Below are 15098 nucleotides of genomic sequence, written 5' to 3' on the forward strand. Positions count from 1 at the left end.
ATCGATTCGTCGCACTTAAACAACTTCATTGGCATGGCTGATTGCTCCTTGTGCAGTAAGCTTATAAGAAGAATTTTTCTTCTATATCTTTGGTTTGCTCAAAAAACTTCTTTGAGTTCCTTGATTTCAAAATCCTATCAATCTTTTTAATTAATAATAGTCAATCTCGTAACAATTGCACAAATTAATATTGGGAAATAAAAATAAATTCAATTTAAAATAGACAGTATTGTCTAGATTTAAATTAAGCTTAACTCTTTTATAAATAAGACTTATAATAAAATAAATAGACAGACCATTCTAACTGGAAGTAAAAAATAAATGATTTAATTTCTATCCTCAATATAGATATCTCTCCAAGGATAAATCGACTATATTTTCTGAATTTTAAACAACAGAATAACGCAATTATCGGCTTTGAGGCTCTCTAGCTGATGACTAATTGTAACCACGAATACTGTTTGTAAATTAATTCCTCAGCGCAAGTAAATTGGCCAGATGTATGATATTCTTTATTTATAGGGAATCTAATACCAGAACAAAAACTCCTTAGATTCCTTTGAAGTGAGTATCAGACCAGCCTCATCAGTTATTGGTGACGGCATGACGTTAATCGAAGTGGAGCAAAACCGCCCAAAAATCGGTTTTTCGTTTGGCGAAGCCGTTGCCATAGCGTAGGCTGGACTGATTTTTTTATGTATCTTCCTACCAGCAAAAATAATGCTTGTCTTGCTGTGAGTAAACAGAAATTTCTCACTCATCTGCCGTATCTGTGGAAGTTTTTTTAATTTTTGGTGACAGGATTGAAACTAATTTTTAGCACTCTTGTTGTATCTCGTATCCCACTAATATTTACTGCCATACCTGTAAGAAGCTGTTTAACTTCTAGCAGATAACTGCAATATTTATAGTGCTGAATAGACGGCTAATGTCCACTATCTAACAGCATCAATGGAGTCACAAACTGGGTAGTAAAAACTTTCAAAAACGACAACTTCAATTTAATTCGACACTCTACTTTAATCTTGGAGCCGAATCAATAAGTCTGCGCCATTACCGAGGTTTTTATGCGGAAAATCGCTATTTATGGAAGAGGGGGAGTTGGCAAGTCCACAACGACTCAAAACGTAGTGGCTGGACTGACTGATATAGGTCGTAAGGTGATGGTTGTAGGGTGTGACTCGAAAGCAGACTCCACCCGGCTCCTCTTGGGGGGATTCCACCAGAAGATTGTACTGGATACGTTGCGTAAAGAAGAAGAAGATGTGAATTTAGAGGACTTCCGCCAGGAGGGATGGGGGAAGACGCTGTGTGTCGAATCGGGTGGGCCAGAACCTGGTGTGGGATGTGCAGGTAGAGGCATTCTGACATCAATTGGATTGCTGGAACAACTTGGTGCTTATGATGATGCAGTTAGACTTGATTATACATTTTATGATGGTCTGGGTGATGTGGTATGCGGTGGATTTGTCATGCCCATTCGTGAACGCAAAGCTCAAGAAATTTACATTGTCACTTCTGGGGAAATTATGGCAATGTATACTGTCAACAACATCTGCCGAAGCATTCAAAAGTACGCTCCTATAGGCGGTATACGTCTGGGTGGATTGATCTGCAATTCTCGCAAAGTCGATCAGGAAAACGATCTAATTGAGGCTCTGGCAGAGAAACTGGGGACTCAAATGATTTACTCCATACCCAGAGACAACATGGTGCAACGGGCAGAGTTCCACCGCAAGACGGTGATTGAGTATGCTTCTGAGTCTGAACAGGCGCAGCACTATCACAACCTGGCAACGGCAATTGACCAGAATACAGATTTTGTAACTCCAAAATCTATGTCTAACGATCAGCTAGAGGAACTGCTAGTAAAGTTTGGGTTGTTTGACTAGGACGATACAGTAGGGTTTATCCCTCATACAAAGTGTCTGGAGCAATTGGCAATCTCTTACTCGAAAAAGCAGAAAAAACTGCGTAAACTTCTTACCACCATTTGAGATATCGGCGTTCTGAACCACGCCAAAATTCGTCTACCTCATTGAAGGAGGAGAACTCATTATGTTGACCGAAGAGGTTTTAGTCCAAAAATTTATCACCGTAGTCAAGGGACGCTGTGCCGAAGTAGGTGAGTTGCTCCAGTACTGCCACGTCGAACTCGTAAACTCTTACTGGGGCTGCCCTCCAAAACTTATACAACATTTTGTTGTTTATTATCCTAATATGCTGTTTGCCTCAATTAATGCCAACAAAGACGTTTTCAGAGGTGTTGCCCAAGATTTGGGGATATGTGAGGCTGTTTGCATAAATGCCACACGCATTATTCGCGATCCCGCCTCAAGGTTAAAGGAAAAGAACCCGATCTTATGGTTGGAACTCCAGTGGGTGGCGGTACCAACTAAAAAAGGCAATTGGCATTTAGATCAGGATTTACCGCACTCGGACTAAGTTTTCTTTTGGTGACGTAGCTTACCAACTTAGGCATCGCCTTGGTTAGCAGATGATGAAAAGGCGATGCCGACTGCGATCGCTAAATTGCTAAATAGTATCCAAGAATGCAAGTATTCTAGCAAGATGTATGTTATGCTTGCAGCAAATAAGCAAAATTGTCAAAACATCAACATGACTGACAACAAAAACGGCAAAAACTAGAAAACCTTGCTACTGACCCAACAAATTTAAGTTTATCTGCTGCGGCTTTTTCTAACGGAGAGATACAGCCTCATGAAACTGGATGTGAATCTTTGCAATAACCTGAAGTCAATTAGAACTCGCTTGGGCATGAGTCAGCAAGAATTAGCTAATATAGCTGGCGTAACTCGTCAGAGTATTGGTGGTGTGGAATTGGGACAATATGCTCCTTCTGTTGCTATGTCACTACGTTTAGCCAAGGCACTTGGTTGCCAAGTCGAGGACTTATTCTGGTTTGAGGAAGATTTACCAGAAGTTGAGGCAATTCTTGCGGGATCAGCCCCTAAGCAACAGCAATCAAGAGTTAGTCTAGCACGGGTTGGGGATCAATGGATAGCTTATCCACTCATTGGGAATGATGCTTTTCGGATCGAAATGATTCCAGCTGATGGTGAGACAGTTGCGGTGAGCCACCCCATTGTAAAGACTGGGGAATCCGTAAGGGTGAAAAAGTTCCCCAGCATTAGCAAATTGCCATTAATATCAGAAGTAGCTAGGAACGAGCGTCACTCGGAGGGTGAAGCACAGAACCAGATCGGTACAAATAAAGTCCAGGTTCGGCTTCTGGATGACATAGATAAACTGCACAATACAGTTGTGATTGCTGGTTGTACACCTGTGCTTTCTCTCTTGGCAAGAGCAACTGAACGTTGGCATCCGCAACTGCGAGTTCATTATCGTTTTGCCCATAGCGGGTCTGCATTGCGTAGTTTGTGCCGGGGTGAAGTTCACATTGCAGGAATGCACTTATACGATGCTGACACTGGGGAACATAACATCCCCTTTGTGCGGGAAGCTTTAACAGGTAAGAGTACCATTTTGATTACCCTTGGAGTTTGGGAAGAAGGTTTGTTAGTCCCACCAGGAAACCCAATGGGAGTTAAAACAGTTTCCGACTTGGTAGAATTTGGAGCAACTATTGTCACCCATGAAGTGGGTTCTGGCAGTCGGATGCTTTTAGAACGGAAACTCCAAGAAGAAGGAGTGCCATTGCACAAAGTTAAAGGATCTGATCATATCGTTCACAGCCATCAAGATGTTGCTTTGTCTGTAGTCTCAGGAATGGCTGATGCAGGTATCAGTACGGCATCTATAGCTGCTGCCTTTGGTTTGGGATTTATCCCCCTTCATCGGGCGCGATATGACTTGGTGATTATTAAAGAATACTTGGAAGAAGAACCAGTAAAGCAGTTTCTCAGTATCTTGGGACATCGGCTAGTCCAATCGCAATTAGAGATTCTCGGTGGCTATGACATTAGCAATATTGGGGAAGTTGTAGCAAATATTTCATAATTCGTAATACTTCGGCTACGCTTAGTATAAGTTCGTAATTCGTAATGACGCTCCTGTGTTGCTAACGTAATTCGTAATTATTACCGCACGACTAAAGAACATGTCTTTTACTTTCCACAACTCAAGTTAGCTGCTCTGTGTTTCAATTACTAATTAACGCGATGTGCAACTTCTCCCTAGAATCACACTGCCATTCCTCTGCCTCACTCCTAAAAGGCTTCGATTCTTGCCTCCAATTCTAGTAGTGAAGGGGTTGGGGATTAGGTCTGAAAGAAAGTTGCACACTGCGTCAATTCCTCAAGTAAATCAAAATCACCTAATAAGTTAGCTGCAAAATGAATCATCACTTCACTATGAATAAACATCCCGTTCAGATTAACGATACAACCTTGCGAGATGGCGAACAAGCCGCAGGTGTAGCCTTTAATGTTGAAGAAAAAATTGCGATCGCCACTTTTCTTGATGCTATTGGTGTTCCAGAATTGGAAATTGGCGTTCCGGCAATGGGACAAGAAGAAGCAGAGTCGATCCGAGCGATCGCTAATCTGGGATTAAACGCCCAATTACTTGGCTGGAACCGCGCTAATTTGTCCGATATCCAGGCATCTATAGATTGTGGTTTGGAACGGGTGCATATTTCCGTTCCCGTCTCGGAAATTCAGATTGCTGCGAAGTTTGGGGGTAAGCAGCAGGTAATGCTGGATCGTCTGCGGGATGCGATTAATTTCGCTTGCGATCGCGGTTTATCTGTATCTGTTGGCGGAGAAGATTCTTCCAGAGCCGATCCATCTTTTTTATTGGATGTGGCGTATTATGCTCAAGAGTTGGGAGCTTTCCGGTTTCGCTTTTGTGACACTGTAGGAATTCTCGACCCTCTAAACACTTACAGCAAAGTTCGCTCCCTTGTGCATCATCTATTCATTCCCATAGAAATGCACACACATAATGATTTTGGACTGGCAATGGCGAACTCCCTAGCTGGTATTGAAGCAGGGGCGCGATCGGTCAACACTACGGTAAATGGGATTGGCGAACGCGCAGGTAATGCAGCGCTGGAAGAAATTGTGATGGCACTGAAACACCTCTACGGTATCCCAACGGGTATTAATACAAAACGGTTGCTGGAACTATCACGGTTAGTTGCTAAAGCTGCCAATTGGCCGGTTCCTCCCTGGAAAGCGATTGTAGGTGAAAATACTTTTGCACACGAATCGGGGATTCATGCTCACGGTGTGTTGCAAAATCCCGGTACTTACGAACCGTTTGCACCGGAAGATGTTGGCTGGGAACGTCGCCTTGTTGTAGGCAAACATTCTGGTCGGCATCTAATATTCAGTGTGCTGCAAGAACATGGAATCACGCTCAGTCAACCAGAAATTCAATCAGTGCTAGATGCTGTAAAGCATCAGTCAGTAAAAGTAAAGCGCAGTCTCACGGTTGAAGAACTCCTGAGTTTCGTTCCCCAAAGGTGAACGCACAACACCTACCAAAACATTACAGGGGAATGGGGAGTAGGGAGTGGTGTAGTTAAATTACTTGAAAAGCGCTGTAAGTTGCATTGTGTTTTACCCAGAAGACTTGAATCAAAAGTGAAGTTGGTTAAGAGCGCATAACAATTCCGTCTCAGGTTGGCGTAGGCGCAGCCCGCCGCAGGCATCGCAATTCTTACATCAACTGCTAAGATACTACCAATTATGTTGGTAATAACTATGCCGAGAAAAGAGCAAGGATGGATCACTTTTCAATTGTCTCCAGAAGAACGGCAACTTCTAGAGCAGCACTGCAAGCAGTTCCAACGCACTAAGACTGATGTTTTGCGCTCCCTATTGCGTAGTCTCCAAGCACAATTACTCAAACAACAAAGAAAGCAGTTTGATTCTGAAGAGGTTGATCTTGACCTACTTTGAGCAGTGCTGAAGAATCGCTATCCTTAAAGCCAGTTGTCTTGTAGCCAAAGAAATTTGTAATGGGGTTGGTAATCCCTCTGAAATTGTAAAAAAGCGTTCAAGTTCAAAAGTTGACTATGACAAATCCTACAAAATTATTGCGATCGAGATGGGCGCTTTGGGACTGGGTACTGGGGACTGGGTAATGGACAAGAAAATATAAGTAAGATTTGCTTGGGATCTGAATCCCCATCTAAATCTTCCCAGTCCCTAGTCCCCAGTCCCTAGTTGAATACCACTTGATGTCCAGGGTAATCATAATTGGTTAATTTTACTGAAGCATTTTTTCTACCATGCTTAATTTTGATTCCATTCGTGCCACAACAATGCAAAAAGTCCCATACAATTGGGCTTTGATCAAAAACCTGCTTTCACCAGAAGCAAGCTTAGAACTAACTGCAAGTTTTCCCCACGAAGAATTCCGCCTGTCGGAGGGAGAGGGATATGGATACTCCTGGGGAAAGATGCTTGCAACTAGCGAGGATATTTCCTTGATGCTCAAATCTAGCGATAATCGCTGGCGAGAGCGGATGGCACAAGGCAGACTTACTTATGACTTGAGACACCTCAGTAAAGTCTGGCGACAGTTGATAGAAGGACTATGGACAGATTCTTACCGCGCAGCAATAGCCGAAATGTCTGGGTTGGAACTAAAAGACTGTGTGATGGATATTGGATTTCGCCGATACAACTCAGGACATCTGCATCACCCTCATACAGACGAGCCGAGCAAAGTTTTAACTCATCTGTTATTTTTCAATCAAGAATGGTCTGTAGACTGGGGAGGCTGTTTGCGAATTCTCAAAGACTCCCAGGCGGAATCTGTCTTCCAAGATATTCTACCCCTGAGTGATTCCTCGGTTGCGATCGCGCGTTCTGACAATTCTTGGCACATGGTTACTCCGCTTACTTGCCCTGTATCTGAGTGTCGGCTAGCTTTACGAGTTGCTTTTTTTCGGAATAATCGCCTAACTTCAGATTTCCTCCAAACCCAGCTAGCTGCCTAGCAATCAAGTATTTTCTTTCTACTTTTGTCATAAAATCAGCCTTCTGATTTTCTGGTTCTTCCTTGTCCTCCTTGTCTCTCGTCGTTGGTAATCCCTCTAAAATCGTAAAAAAGTGTTGGAGTTCAAGAGTTAACCATGACTAATCCTACAGAACTATTGCGATCGCGCTACGGTGAGATTCCCTTCAACTACGAAATTGACTGGAACGACTCTCTAGAAACACTACTAGCTCACCGTTCAGTTCGGTCTTATCTATCTGACCCTTTACCACCAGGAACCCTAGAATGGCTAGTTGCAGCTGCTCAATCTGCTGCTAGTTCAGCTAATTTGCAAACCTGGAGTGTGGTAGCGGTTGAAGATCCAGAGCGCAAAGCAGAATTATGCAAGCTGTCTAATAACCAAGCATGGGTTAATCAGGCTCCTGTATTTTTGGTTTGGTTAGCAGATTTAGGTCGTATGGCTCATATTGCTGATAGTCGCGGATTACCTCATGTGGCTCTGGATTACATAGAATTGTTGTTTAAAGCAGTAATCGATGCCTCGGTAGCAGCGCAAAATGCGACTCTAGCTGCTGAATCTATTGGTTTGGGAACGGTATATATTGGCGCAATCCGCAATAACACGCAAGAGGTAGCAACACTATTAAATTTGCCACCTTTTGTGTTCCCCGTATTTGGATTGTGTGTGGGTTATCCCAATCCTGAAGTACAACCTGCTATTAAGCCGCGTTTACCCCAGTCAGCTATACTGCACCGGGAAATCTATAAATTGGCAGAGCAAGATGAAGCGATCGCTCACTACAACGATATCATGAAAGAATTCTATACTGAACAACAGATGAATGCCGCTGTTGATTGGTCGCAAAACTCAGCCGAGCGAATCGCCACTTTAGACTATTTAAAAGGGTGCAAGTATTTGCGGGAAACTCTCAACAACTTCGGCTTCAAGTTGCTATAAAAGTCTCCACCCTTCGCCTTTGGTATATTTGCTTAGGAGAAGACTTGTTACCGCTTGATTAAAGACCCAAAACCCTTACCATACCCAAAGTTACACACTCCACACTCAGTCTCAAAAGATAATTTTGGTGCGTAAGTCCTAAGGAATAAATAGACCTACCAACTCGCTAGCTCTAGCAATTTTCCTGCTTGAAACCTTTGTACTAATTTGGGGAATCTCAAGCCATTTAAGCAGTCAACAGGCAAACCAATTAAATGGGTACTCCAGCAAGCTTTATCTTTCAAAAAAGGGCTGACTTGTAAGAATCGCTCTTTGACTGAGAATTGCTGACCAAAAATGTAGAATTTACCTTGTGAAACTAAAGGAGCTTCAAACAATGAATATGAAGGAATTGTCTACCAAAGACCTCAACAAACTACGCTCTCAAGCCAAAATAATTGTTAACCGAGTGGAGATTTTCGTAGAAACTTACTTATTAGAAACCTCTCTTGATGAGAAGGTGATAAACGAAACCTTACAAGAGATTATTAAGGCTGCGAATAACTTAACAACCGCAGTATCCAAAATTAAAACCGTAGAAACTGTACATGGTGACTTGAACGGTTCAAAATAGTTTAATCGGGCTGAGTGGAACCCCATAGCTAAATAATGGGGATTGAATACAGTACTGAGTGCTGAGTAATCGATCTAGATACTCAGTACTGTTTCAGTTATAGAGATCAATGAATCTAATTGTCAGGAAATACCATGCTCAAGGGGCTAATTTCAAACTTCAATAACTGGTTACAAAGAAATAAAATTGTCCGGAACCTGGAATTTTTTCAAGACTTTATTATCATTTCTCTCTGCCTTGGTCTATTCTGTGTGATGTTGATCCGACTGGGAGATATGTTCTTCTCCTTTTTGCATCCCTTGGATTTACGGCAAGTAACATCTGATATCCTGTTCATTTTGATTTTAGTAGAGTTGTTCCGCCTGTTAATCGATCATCTACAACAACAGCGAACATCCGTGACCGCAGCAGTGGAAATTACTATTGTTTCTGCTTTAAGAGAGGTAATTTTACGCGGTGTTCTCGAAATTCCCCGTGACCAAATTTTTGGAATAGCTGTATTTCTAGTAGTGTTAACAGGAATTATGGTGGCTTTACCTTGGATATCTCGTTTTCTTGAACAGGTTAAAATTCCTCACCCCGAAACAACAGAAAAAACGCAACTATTGGATAAAAGCTCTCTAGTTTCTGATTAATTGTAACTACAAATACTGTTTGAAAATTAGTTGGCGATCGCAAGTAATTTTAACAAATGTATGATATTCTTTATATATGGAGAATCAAAAGTACAAAATTCTTCAAAAAAATAAAGTACACTCTAAGACCAGCAATTCTCATTATGAGCTTTGGATATTATTATGTCCAAAGCCTATTTAGGTCAAGTGTATCAGATTCCAAGTGATATTGCGGAGATTTAATATCCTTGTGTTTATATTTCATACATTGTTTTACTTCACAGATGGAAAGTAGTAACTCGTTCATCAGCATTTACCAACGAGTAAAACCTTTTTCGATAACTTGCTATTCTATATTCATTCCAGCGAGCTTTTGCCTATCAGAATCAAGCTACTCTGTGAAAGAATTCTCCTCATAAGAATTGCTGTTGTTATTTAGAAGGATTTTAAGTGCAATCTAAATTGTTGTAGAAATCAAAAGATTGTGAAGTATTGATTGTTAAGCACTAAACACTAACTAACACATGAGTAGAATACCATGCTTGAGAATCTTCTGAATAACCATAATTTACCGTATCCCGATACGATACATCCGATCGTTGTCCATTTTGTGATTGCGATGGTGTTGTTTGCCTTCTTATGTGATGTCATTGGATACTTTACTAGTAACTACCGTCTTTTCGAGGTGAGTTGGTGGAATATGTTTTTCGCTACAATCTCCATCTTTGTCGCCGTTATTTTTGGTCAATTTGAAGCAGGTTTGGCAGAACCTTATAACGCAGCTGAACGAGTACTTAATTTACATATGATTCTTGGCTGGGCACTTGCAGGAATTCTGGCAGCCATTACAGCTTGGCGTTACGTGATTCATTGCCGCACTCCAGAAAAGATATCAGTTTATTACCTAGCAGCAAGTCTACTTTTGACTGTTTTGGTATGCGTACAAGTGTATTTTGGAGATGAATTGGTTTGGGTATATGGGCTGCACACTGTACCAGTTGTTGAAGCCATAAAGGAGGGCTTACTGTAATGAACCCTGAAGTTATTGAGCAATTAAAAACTCAGATGGGAACAAATGGGTTGCCCTACACTATACCCATTCACCCAAATTTAGTTCATCTTACTCTAGCTTTGTTCATCCTTGGCATTACCTTTGATTTTATTGGTGCGTTCTTCCCCCTACAACAACCAATCTTCAAGTTTTTAGCAGTTCCTGCCACTCGTTCTAGCTTCTTTGATGCAGGCTGGTACAATATGCTAGGTTCGGCACTCATCACTATTTTTACGGTAGCAGCAGGTTTTTATGAAATCATGTTGGCAGAACCACTCACTGGGGTAAAGAGTGCCTGGGGATTGGAAGCTATGGAAACAATGCTTTGGCATGGTATGGGTGGTGTTTTTCTACTAGCGCTGATTCTTGGGATGGTTATTTGGAGAGGATTTCAGCGCTATATTTGGCGTCAAGATGACAGTCAACAAGTGCAGTGGACTTATTTAGTTTCTGGACTGATCATCATGTTCATCATGTTCATCCACGGTACGCTAGGAGCGCAGTTAGCTACTGAGTTTGGGGTTCACAATACTGCTGATATGTTGTTGCGCTTAGGCAAAGACCCCAACTTACTGCTGAAGTAATCAATGTTAGTCCTTTGTATGAGTACTAATGACCATTGTACAGACGCGATTAATCGCGTCTTTGACCAATGACTTTTATGGCTATGAAAATCCGAAATATTTTGATCTTGAGTGCGATCGTGATCGCCTTAACTGCTATTAGTCTTTGGATAGGAGAGTGGACGTATTCCTGGATGCCTCCTCAAGCCGCAGCAGAATCGCAGCTTGTCGATAAGTTGTTTAGTTTTTTAATCACGCTGGGAGCATTTATCTTCCTTGGAGTCACAGGAACACTCATCTACTCGGCGATTTTCCATCGAGCAGAGCAGTATGATACTAGCGATGGCCCCCCGATTGAAGGGAATATCCCACTAGAAATTGTCTGGACTGCAATTCCTGTATTGCTAGTGTTTTGGATTGCCACCTACAGCTATCAAATCTACGAGCAAATGGGGATTCAAGGCCCAATGGAAGCTATGCATATGCATATTCCAGTCTTGATGAAATCAGCATCTGCTGCACCAATTAACAGAGATATGGGGATAGTTTCCACCTCCCTAACTTCCTCAACCGTATCAATTGATGCCACATCAAATGTAATCCCATTTGAAGACATTGAAGTCAATGCCAAACAGTGGGCTTGGGTTTTCCGCTATCCAAAAATAGGAATCACCAGCACCGAACTACATTTACCCGTCAATCATCGCATCCGTTTAGCTATGCAGTCCGAGGATGTTCTCCACGGCTTTTATATTCCTGCTTTCCGAGTCAAGCAAGACATTATTCCCAACCGCAACATTGACTTTGAATTCACTCCCATCCGTATAGGCAAATATCAATTGACCGATTCCGAATTTAGCGGTACTTACTTTGCAACCATGCGAGCAAATGTTGTTGTAGAGTCCCCTGAAGATTACAAGAAGTGGCTTACAGAAGCAGCAAACCGTAAACCATGTACTGCAAATAATCAAGCAGCTTCCGAATATGCCCAAGAATCAAAAGAATTAATCAAAAGCTGGGTTACGGTAGCACCCGCACAAGCGCCTGTAGTTAATTACAGCAATTAGTCGTACAGACGCGATTAATCGCGTCTGTACAATGGTCATTGGTTTTGGACAAGTGACAAATGATAAAGAATAAAGGATAAAAGACAATGACAAATATTTCCGTTGAAGACATTACAGGTGACGCACCTCAACAAGAACCGAGAGCAGACTGGAAGCAATACTTTAGCTTCAGCACTGACCACAAAGTTATCGGTATTCAATATATTGTTACCGCTTTCATTCTCTTTTTAGTAGGCGGTTTATTTGCAATGATCATTCGTGGGGAATTGATTACCCCAGAATCAGACCTCGTTGACCGTAGTGTTTATAATGCAATGTTCACCATGCACGGCACTGTGATGCTATTTGGATGGACATTCCCCATACTTACAGGTTTTGCTAACTATCTTGTACCTCTGATGATTGGGGCGCGAGATATGGCGTTTCCCAGACTAAATGCTGTTGCCTTCTGGATGATACCGATCGCTGCTATCCTACTGATGGCCAGCTTCTTTGTACCTGGTGGGCCAGCGCAAGCAGGTTGGTGGTCATACCCTCCCGTCAGTTTGCAAAACCCTACAGGAAACTTAATCAATGGTGAAGTTATCTGGCTTCTAGCAGTAGCAATATCAGGTGTTTCCTCAATTATGGGGGCGATTAACTTTGTCACTACGATTGTCAAGATGCGCGCACCTGGGATGACAGCCTTCCGTACGCCCATCTTTGTTTGGAACGTATTTAGTGCCCAGATTATCCAACTGTTTGGACTACCTGTCTTAACAGCAGGTGCAGTCATGCTTTTACTCGACTTAACAGTTGGAACTAGCTTTTTTGACCCTGCTAAAGGAGGCGACCCAGTTCTATTTCAGCATTTTTTCTGGTTCTACTCCCACCCTGCTGTTTACGTAATCATTCTGCCGGTCTTTGGAGTCTTTTCAGAGATATTCCCTGTTTTTGCTCGTAAACCTCTGTTTGGCTATAAAATTGTCGCCATTTCGTCACTCCTGATAGCTGGAGTTAGCGGTATAGTCTGGGTACACCATATGTACGCCAGCGGTACTTCCGGCTGGATGCGGGTGTTTTTCATGCTCACAACAATGTTCGTTTCTGTCCCCACTGGCATTAAGGTGTTTGCCTGGACTGCAACGATTTGGGGTGGCAAACTACGATTTGATACACCAATGCTGTTTGCGTTTGGTGCATTAATAATGTTTGTATTTGCAGGTATCACTGGCATCACCCTTTCGTCCGTTCCCATTGATGTCCATGTCAACAACACTTACTATGTAGTGGGTCACTTCCACTATGTTCTATATGGCACGGTCACGATGGGGATGTTTGCTGCTATTTACTTCTGGTTCCCCAAGATGACTGGACGTATGTACTACGAAGGCTTGGGCAAGTTGCACTTTTGGCTGGCGTTCATTGGCACTAACCTCAACTTTTTCCCAATGCACCCACTAGGATTACAGGGAATGTTGCGTCGAGTTTCTTCTTATGCCCCAGAGTATGAATTTTGGAATATTATCGCCAGTATCGGAGGATTTTTGCTAGGTGTGTCCACTTTGCCCTTCATTTTGAATATTATTGGTTCTTGGATACATGACAAGCAAGCACCGAAGAATCCTTGGCGAGCAATTGGACTGGAGTGGATAGTTTCTTCACCACCTCCTGTAGAGAACTTTGAGGAAATTCCAGTTGTTGTAGGTGAACCCTACGGTTACGGTAAATCTGAACCATTGGTAGCCGAGCATTAGTGGTGATTTGTACGGATGTGCTGAATAAAAGAATTAACCTCACGCACAGACGCAGAGGCACAGAGAAAGAAAAGATAGTTAATCTTAGCAAAACAAAGCAGTAGTTTGCGCCTCATCTCAACCTCTCTGCTTCTGTGTTCCTCTAGGTGAGATAAATATATAGGAGTATTCAAGCAATGGCCAGTTCAATCATTTCAGAAGAATCACACCATCCCTCACACGAGCATACCCATGATCAAGAAGGCAGCAAGATGTTCGGCTTCATTGTCTTCTTGCTTTCAGAGACTTTCATTTTCCTTGGTTTTTTTACGGCATATATTGTCTACAAAACAGCAAATTCTGACTGGCTACCAGCTGGTGTTTCCGGACTGGAAGTCAGAGATCCGGCAATTAATACGGTAATTCTTGTTTCCAGTAGCTTTGTTATTTACTTAGCAGAACGCGCCCTTGCACGCCACGACTTGTTGAAATTTCGCCAGTTTCTAATGCTTTCGATCGCAATGGGAAGTTACTTTTTAGTCGGACAAGCGATCGAGTGGAGCCATCTTTCTTTTGGCTTTACCACAGGTGTCTTTGGTGGTATGTTCTACTTACTAACAGGTTTCCACGGTTTACACGTTCTTACTGGCATTTTGTTGCAGATACTTGTTTTTGGTCGCTCTTTCATTCCTGATAACTACGATACAGGTCATTTTGGTGTAAATGCCACTTCTATATTTTGGCACTTTGTTGATGTTATCTGGATTGTTTTGTTTGTCCTGATTTATGTTTGGCAATGACACTTTGTTGTCTGAGGTACAGCATAACGGCTCAAATCAGCGGCGGCAGAAATAATCTAGAAATCAGCACAAGGAGTTTTCAACCGTCCCATGTGTTTGAATTGTTAGCTTGCGTTTTTACGACTGATCGAGCAGCATATCGTATTCTGCATGAGAACCAGCCCAGAACCAGATTACAGTCTCTTCATCTAATTGACCGACTGCTCGATAGTCTCTGTTGATTCGTGCAGAATAGATTGGCAATTCAGCATGAACTTTCTTAAATCGCAAGTTGGGATAACTTGGATCTTGCTTGAATTGCCGATATGCCTTACGAGTTTGTTCCTGAACCTGCTCTGGTAGATCGGCAAACATTTTACGAAATTGAGTAGTTGTAGGAGATTTCACAATGTTTCTGGATCTAACTCTTGTGTCTTGCCTGCACGATGTTCAGCCATCGCCTCGGCGGCAAGCTTTGCTAACATATCTGGGGAACGCGCAAACGACTCATCCCAGCGATGTTCATCTTCAAGTTCTTTTAGGATCATCGTTGCGATCGCATCCTGCTCGTCAACAGGTAAAGTTTTCAATTGGGCGATCGCTTTTTCAAGTAATTCAGTCATTGCAAAAGTACTCCTAGCAAAGAGGTACTAACCATTATCGCTTACTAAATTGCTGAAAGCTTTGTGATTCGGCTCATAGCCTTGTTAAACGAAGGCGATCGCAAGTATGCTAAAAAAGGCTCTAAAATGAATGGCACTAAGAAAAGCTCTAAGCTATGCAGGATAAGCGCTACAGATTTTAG

Annotated in this window: 16 protein-coding genes and 1 pseudogene; 14 read left to right on the top strand and 3 right to left on the bottom strand. The window is 42.3% G+C overall.

The genetic code is table 11. The annotated features are described in order from the left end of the window. Positions 1–784: 784 nt before the first annotated feature. Positions 785–919 (bottom strand): IS1-like element transposase, encoded by a 135-nt coding sequence (locus ACFFAP_RS26030; RefSeq protein ID WP_375513949.1) that lies wholly within the window; start codon positions 917–919, stop codon positions 785–787. Positions 920–1067: 148 nt separating this feature from the next. Here ACFFAP_RS26030 and nifH point away from each other — a divergent pair, with 148 nt between their 5' ends. The 14 genes and pseudogenes from nifH (at position 1068) to ACFFAP_RS26100 (ending at position 14314) form a co-directional block, all read left to right on the top strand. Beyond that, positions 1068–1892, top strand: coding sequence for a nitrogenase iron protein (gene nifH, locus ACFFAP_RS26035; protein WP_375513936.1), 825 nt, complete (start codon positions 1068–1070; stop codon positions 1890–1892). 166 nt (positions 1893–2058) lie between these two features. Beyond that, positions 2059–2445, top strand: coding sequence for a hypothetical protein (locus ACFFAP_RS26040; RefSeq protein ID WP_375513937.1), 387 nt, complete (start codon positions 2059–2061; stop codon positions 2443–2445). 276 nt (positions 2446–2721) lie between these two features. Next, the gene (locus ACFFAP_RS26045) at positions 2722–3981 is read left to right on the top strand and encodes a substrate-binding domain-containing protein (protein ID WP_375513938.1); all 1260 of its coding nucleotides are present in this window, start codon (positions 2722–2724) and stop codon (positions 3979–3981) included. 353 nt (positions 3982–4334) lie between these two features. Next, the gene (gene nifV, locus ACFFAP_RS26050) at positions 4335–5453 is read left to right on the top strand and encodes a homocitrate synthase (RefSeq protein ID WP_375513939.1); all 1119 of its coding nucleotides are present in this window, start codon (positions 4335–4337) and stop codon (positions 5451–5453) included. A gap of 237 nt (positions 5454–5690) precedes the next feature. Continuing rightward, positions 5691–5819, top strand: a pseudogene (locus ACFFAP_RS26055) (CopG family transcriptional regulator); the annotation flags it as partial. 401 nt (positions 5820–6220) lie between these two features. Next, positions 6221–6934 carry a 2OG-Fe(II) oxygenase gene (locus tag ACFFAP_RS26060; RefSeq protein ID WP_375513940.1) on the top strand — a complete coding sequence of 238 codons (714 nt, stop codon included), beginning with the start codon at positions 6221–6223 and terminating at the stop codon, positions 6932–6934. Positions 6935–7069: 135 nt separating this feature from the next. Further along, a complete protein-coding gene (locus tag ACFFAP_RS26065; protein ID WP_375513941.1) occupies positions 7070–7891 on the top strand; it encodes an NADPH-dependent oxidoreductase in 822 nt (273 codons plus the stop codon). A gap of 376 nt (positions 7892–8267) precedes the next feature. Continuing rightward, positions 8268–8504, top strand: a complete 237-nt coding sequence (locus ACFFAP_RS26070; RefSeq protein WP_334794905.1) for a hypothetical protein — start codon at positions 8268–8270, stop codon at positions 8502–8504. Between the two features lie 134 nt (positions 8505–8638). Continuing rightward, on the top strand, positions 8639–9139 hold the full coding sequence (locus ACFFAP_RS26075) for a phosphate-starvation-inducible PsiE family protein (RefSeq protein WP_375513942.1): 501 nt from the start codon (positions 8639–8641) through the stop codon (positions 9137–9139). Between the two features lie 517 nt (positions 9140–9656). Next, positions 9657–10148: a DUF2231 domain-containing protein gene (locus ACFFAP_RS26080; RefSeq protein WP_375513943.1), complete on the top strand. Its 492-nt coding sequence runs from the start codon at positions 9657–9659 to the stop codon at positions 10146–10148. Then, a complete protein-coding gene (locus tag ACFFAP_RS26085) occupies positions 10148–10753 on the top strand; it encodes a DUF2231 domain-containing protein (protein WP_375513944.1) in 606 nt (201 codons plus the stop codon). Before ACFFAP_RS26080 ends, ACFFAP_RS26085 begins: the two co-directional genes overlap by 1 nt. Before the next feature lie 83 nt (positions 10754–10836). Continuing rightward, positions 10837–11799: a cytochrome c oxidase subunit II gene (locus tag ACFFAP_RS26090; RefSeq protein ID WP_375513950.1), complete on the top strand. Its 963-nt coding sequence runs from the start codon at positions 10837–10839 to the stop codon at positions 11797–11799. Positions 11800–11885: 86 nt separating this feature from the next. Then, positions 11886–13535 (top strand): cytochrome c oxidase subunit I, encoded by a 1650-nt coding sequence (ctaD, locus tag ACFFAP_RS26095; RefSeq protein ID WP_375513945.1) that lies wholly within the window; start codon positions 11886–11888, stop codon positions 13533–13535. A 176-nt stretch (positions 13536–13711) separates the two neighbouring features. Beyond that, positions 13712–14314, top strand: a complete 603-nt coding sequence (locus ACFFAP_RS26100) for a heme-copper oxidase subunit III (protein WP_375513946.1) — start codon at positions 13712–13714, stop codon at positions 14312–14314. 117 nt (positions 14315–14431) lie between these two features. Here the strand turns inward: ACFFAP_RS26100 and ACFFAP_RS26105 are convergent, their stop codons facing one another. Both ACFFAP_RS26105 and ACFFAP_RS26110 read right to left on the bottom strand, forming a co-directional pair. Beyond that, positions 14432–14701 carry a type II toxin-antitoxin system RelE/ParE family toxin gene (locus ACFFAP_RS26105; protein ID WP_375513947.1) on the bottom strand — a complete coding sequence of 90 codons (270 nt, stop codon included), beginning with the start codon at positions 14699–14701 and terminating at the stop codon, positions 14432–14434. Beyond that, on the bottom strand, positions 14698–14916 hold the full coding sequence (locus ACFFAP_RS26110; RefSeq protein ID WP_375513948.1) for a hypothetical protein: 219 nt from the start codon (positions 14914–14916) through the stop codon (positions 14698–14700). The genes ACFFAP_RS26105 and ACFFAP_RS26110 overlap by 4 nt, the downstream gene beginning before the upstream one ends. Between the last annotated feature and the right edge of the window lie 182 nt (positions 14917–15098).

This window comes from uncultured Nostoc sp. (genome assembly GCF_964245575.1).
In the GTDB taxonomy this organism is placed as follows: domain Bacteria; phylum Cyanobacteriota; class Cyanobacteriia; order Cyanobacteriales; family Nostocaceae; genus Nostoc.

What these genes read in the sequence shown, in the direction of transcription:
- ACFFAP_RS26060 (WP_375513940.1), top strand. Translation starts at nt 6,221, where the DNA reads ATGCTTAATTTTGATTCCATTCGTGCCACAACAATGCAAAAAGTCCCA.
- ctaD (WP_375513945.1), top strand. Translation starts at nt 11,886, where the DNA reads ATGACAAATATTTCCGTTGAAGACATTACAGGTGACGCACCTCAACAA.
- ACFFAP_RS26090 (WP_375513950.1), top strand. Translation starts at nt 10,837, where the DNA reads ATGAAAATCCGAAATATTTTGATCTTGAGTGCGATCGTGATCGCCTTA.
- ACFFAP_RS26100 (WP_375513946.1), top strand. Translation starts at nt 13,712, where the DNA reads ATGGCCAGTTCAATCATTTCAGAAGAATCACACCATCCCTCACACGAG.
- nifH (WP_375513936.1), top strand. Translation starts at nt 1,068, where the DNA reads ATGCGGAAAATCGCTATTTATGGAAGAGGGGGAGTTGGCAAGTCCACA.
- ACFFAP_RS26045 (WP_375513938.1), top strand. Translation starts at nt 2,722, where the DNA reads ATGAAACTGGATGTGAATCTTTGCAATAACCTGAAGTCAATTAGAACT.
- ACFFAP_RS26110 (WP_375513948.1), bottom strand. Translation starts at nt 14,916, where the DNA reads ATGACTGAATTACTTGAAAAAGCGATCGCCCAATTGAAAACTTTACCT.
- ACFFAP_RS26070 (WP_334794905.1), top strand. Translation starts at nt 8,268, where the DNA reads ATGAATATGAAGGAATTGTCTACCAAAGACCTCAACAAACTACGCTCT.
- ACFFAP_RS26075 (WP_375513942.1), top strand. Translation starts at nt 8,639, where the DNA reads ATGCTCAAGGGGCTAATTTCAAACTTCAATAACTGGTTACAAAGAAAT.
- nifV (WP_375513939.1), top strand. Translation starts at nt 4,335, where the DNA reads ATGAATAAACATCCCGTTCAGATTAACGATACAACCTTGCGAGATGGC.
- ACFFAP_RS26040 (WP_375513937.1), top strand. Translation starts at nt 2,059, where the DNA reads ATGTTGACCGAAGAGGTTTTAGTCCAAAAATTTATCACCGTAGTCAAG.
- ACFFAP_RS26085 (WP_375513944.1), top strand. Translation starts at nt 10,148, where the DNA reads ATGAACCCTGAAGTTATTGAGCAATTAAAAACTCAGATGGGAACAAAT.
- ACFFAP_RS26065 (WP_375513941.1), top strand. Translation starts at nt 7,070, where the DNA reads ATGACTAATCCTACAGAACTATTGCGATCGCGCTACGGTGAGATTCCC.
- ACFFAP_RS26080 (WP_375513943.1), top strand. Translation starts at nt 9,657, where the DNA reads ATGCTTGAGAATCTTCTGAATAACCATAATTTACCGTATCCCGATACG.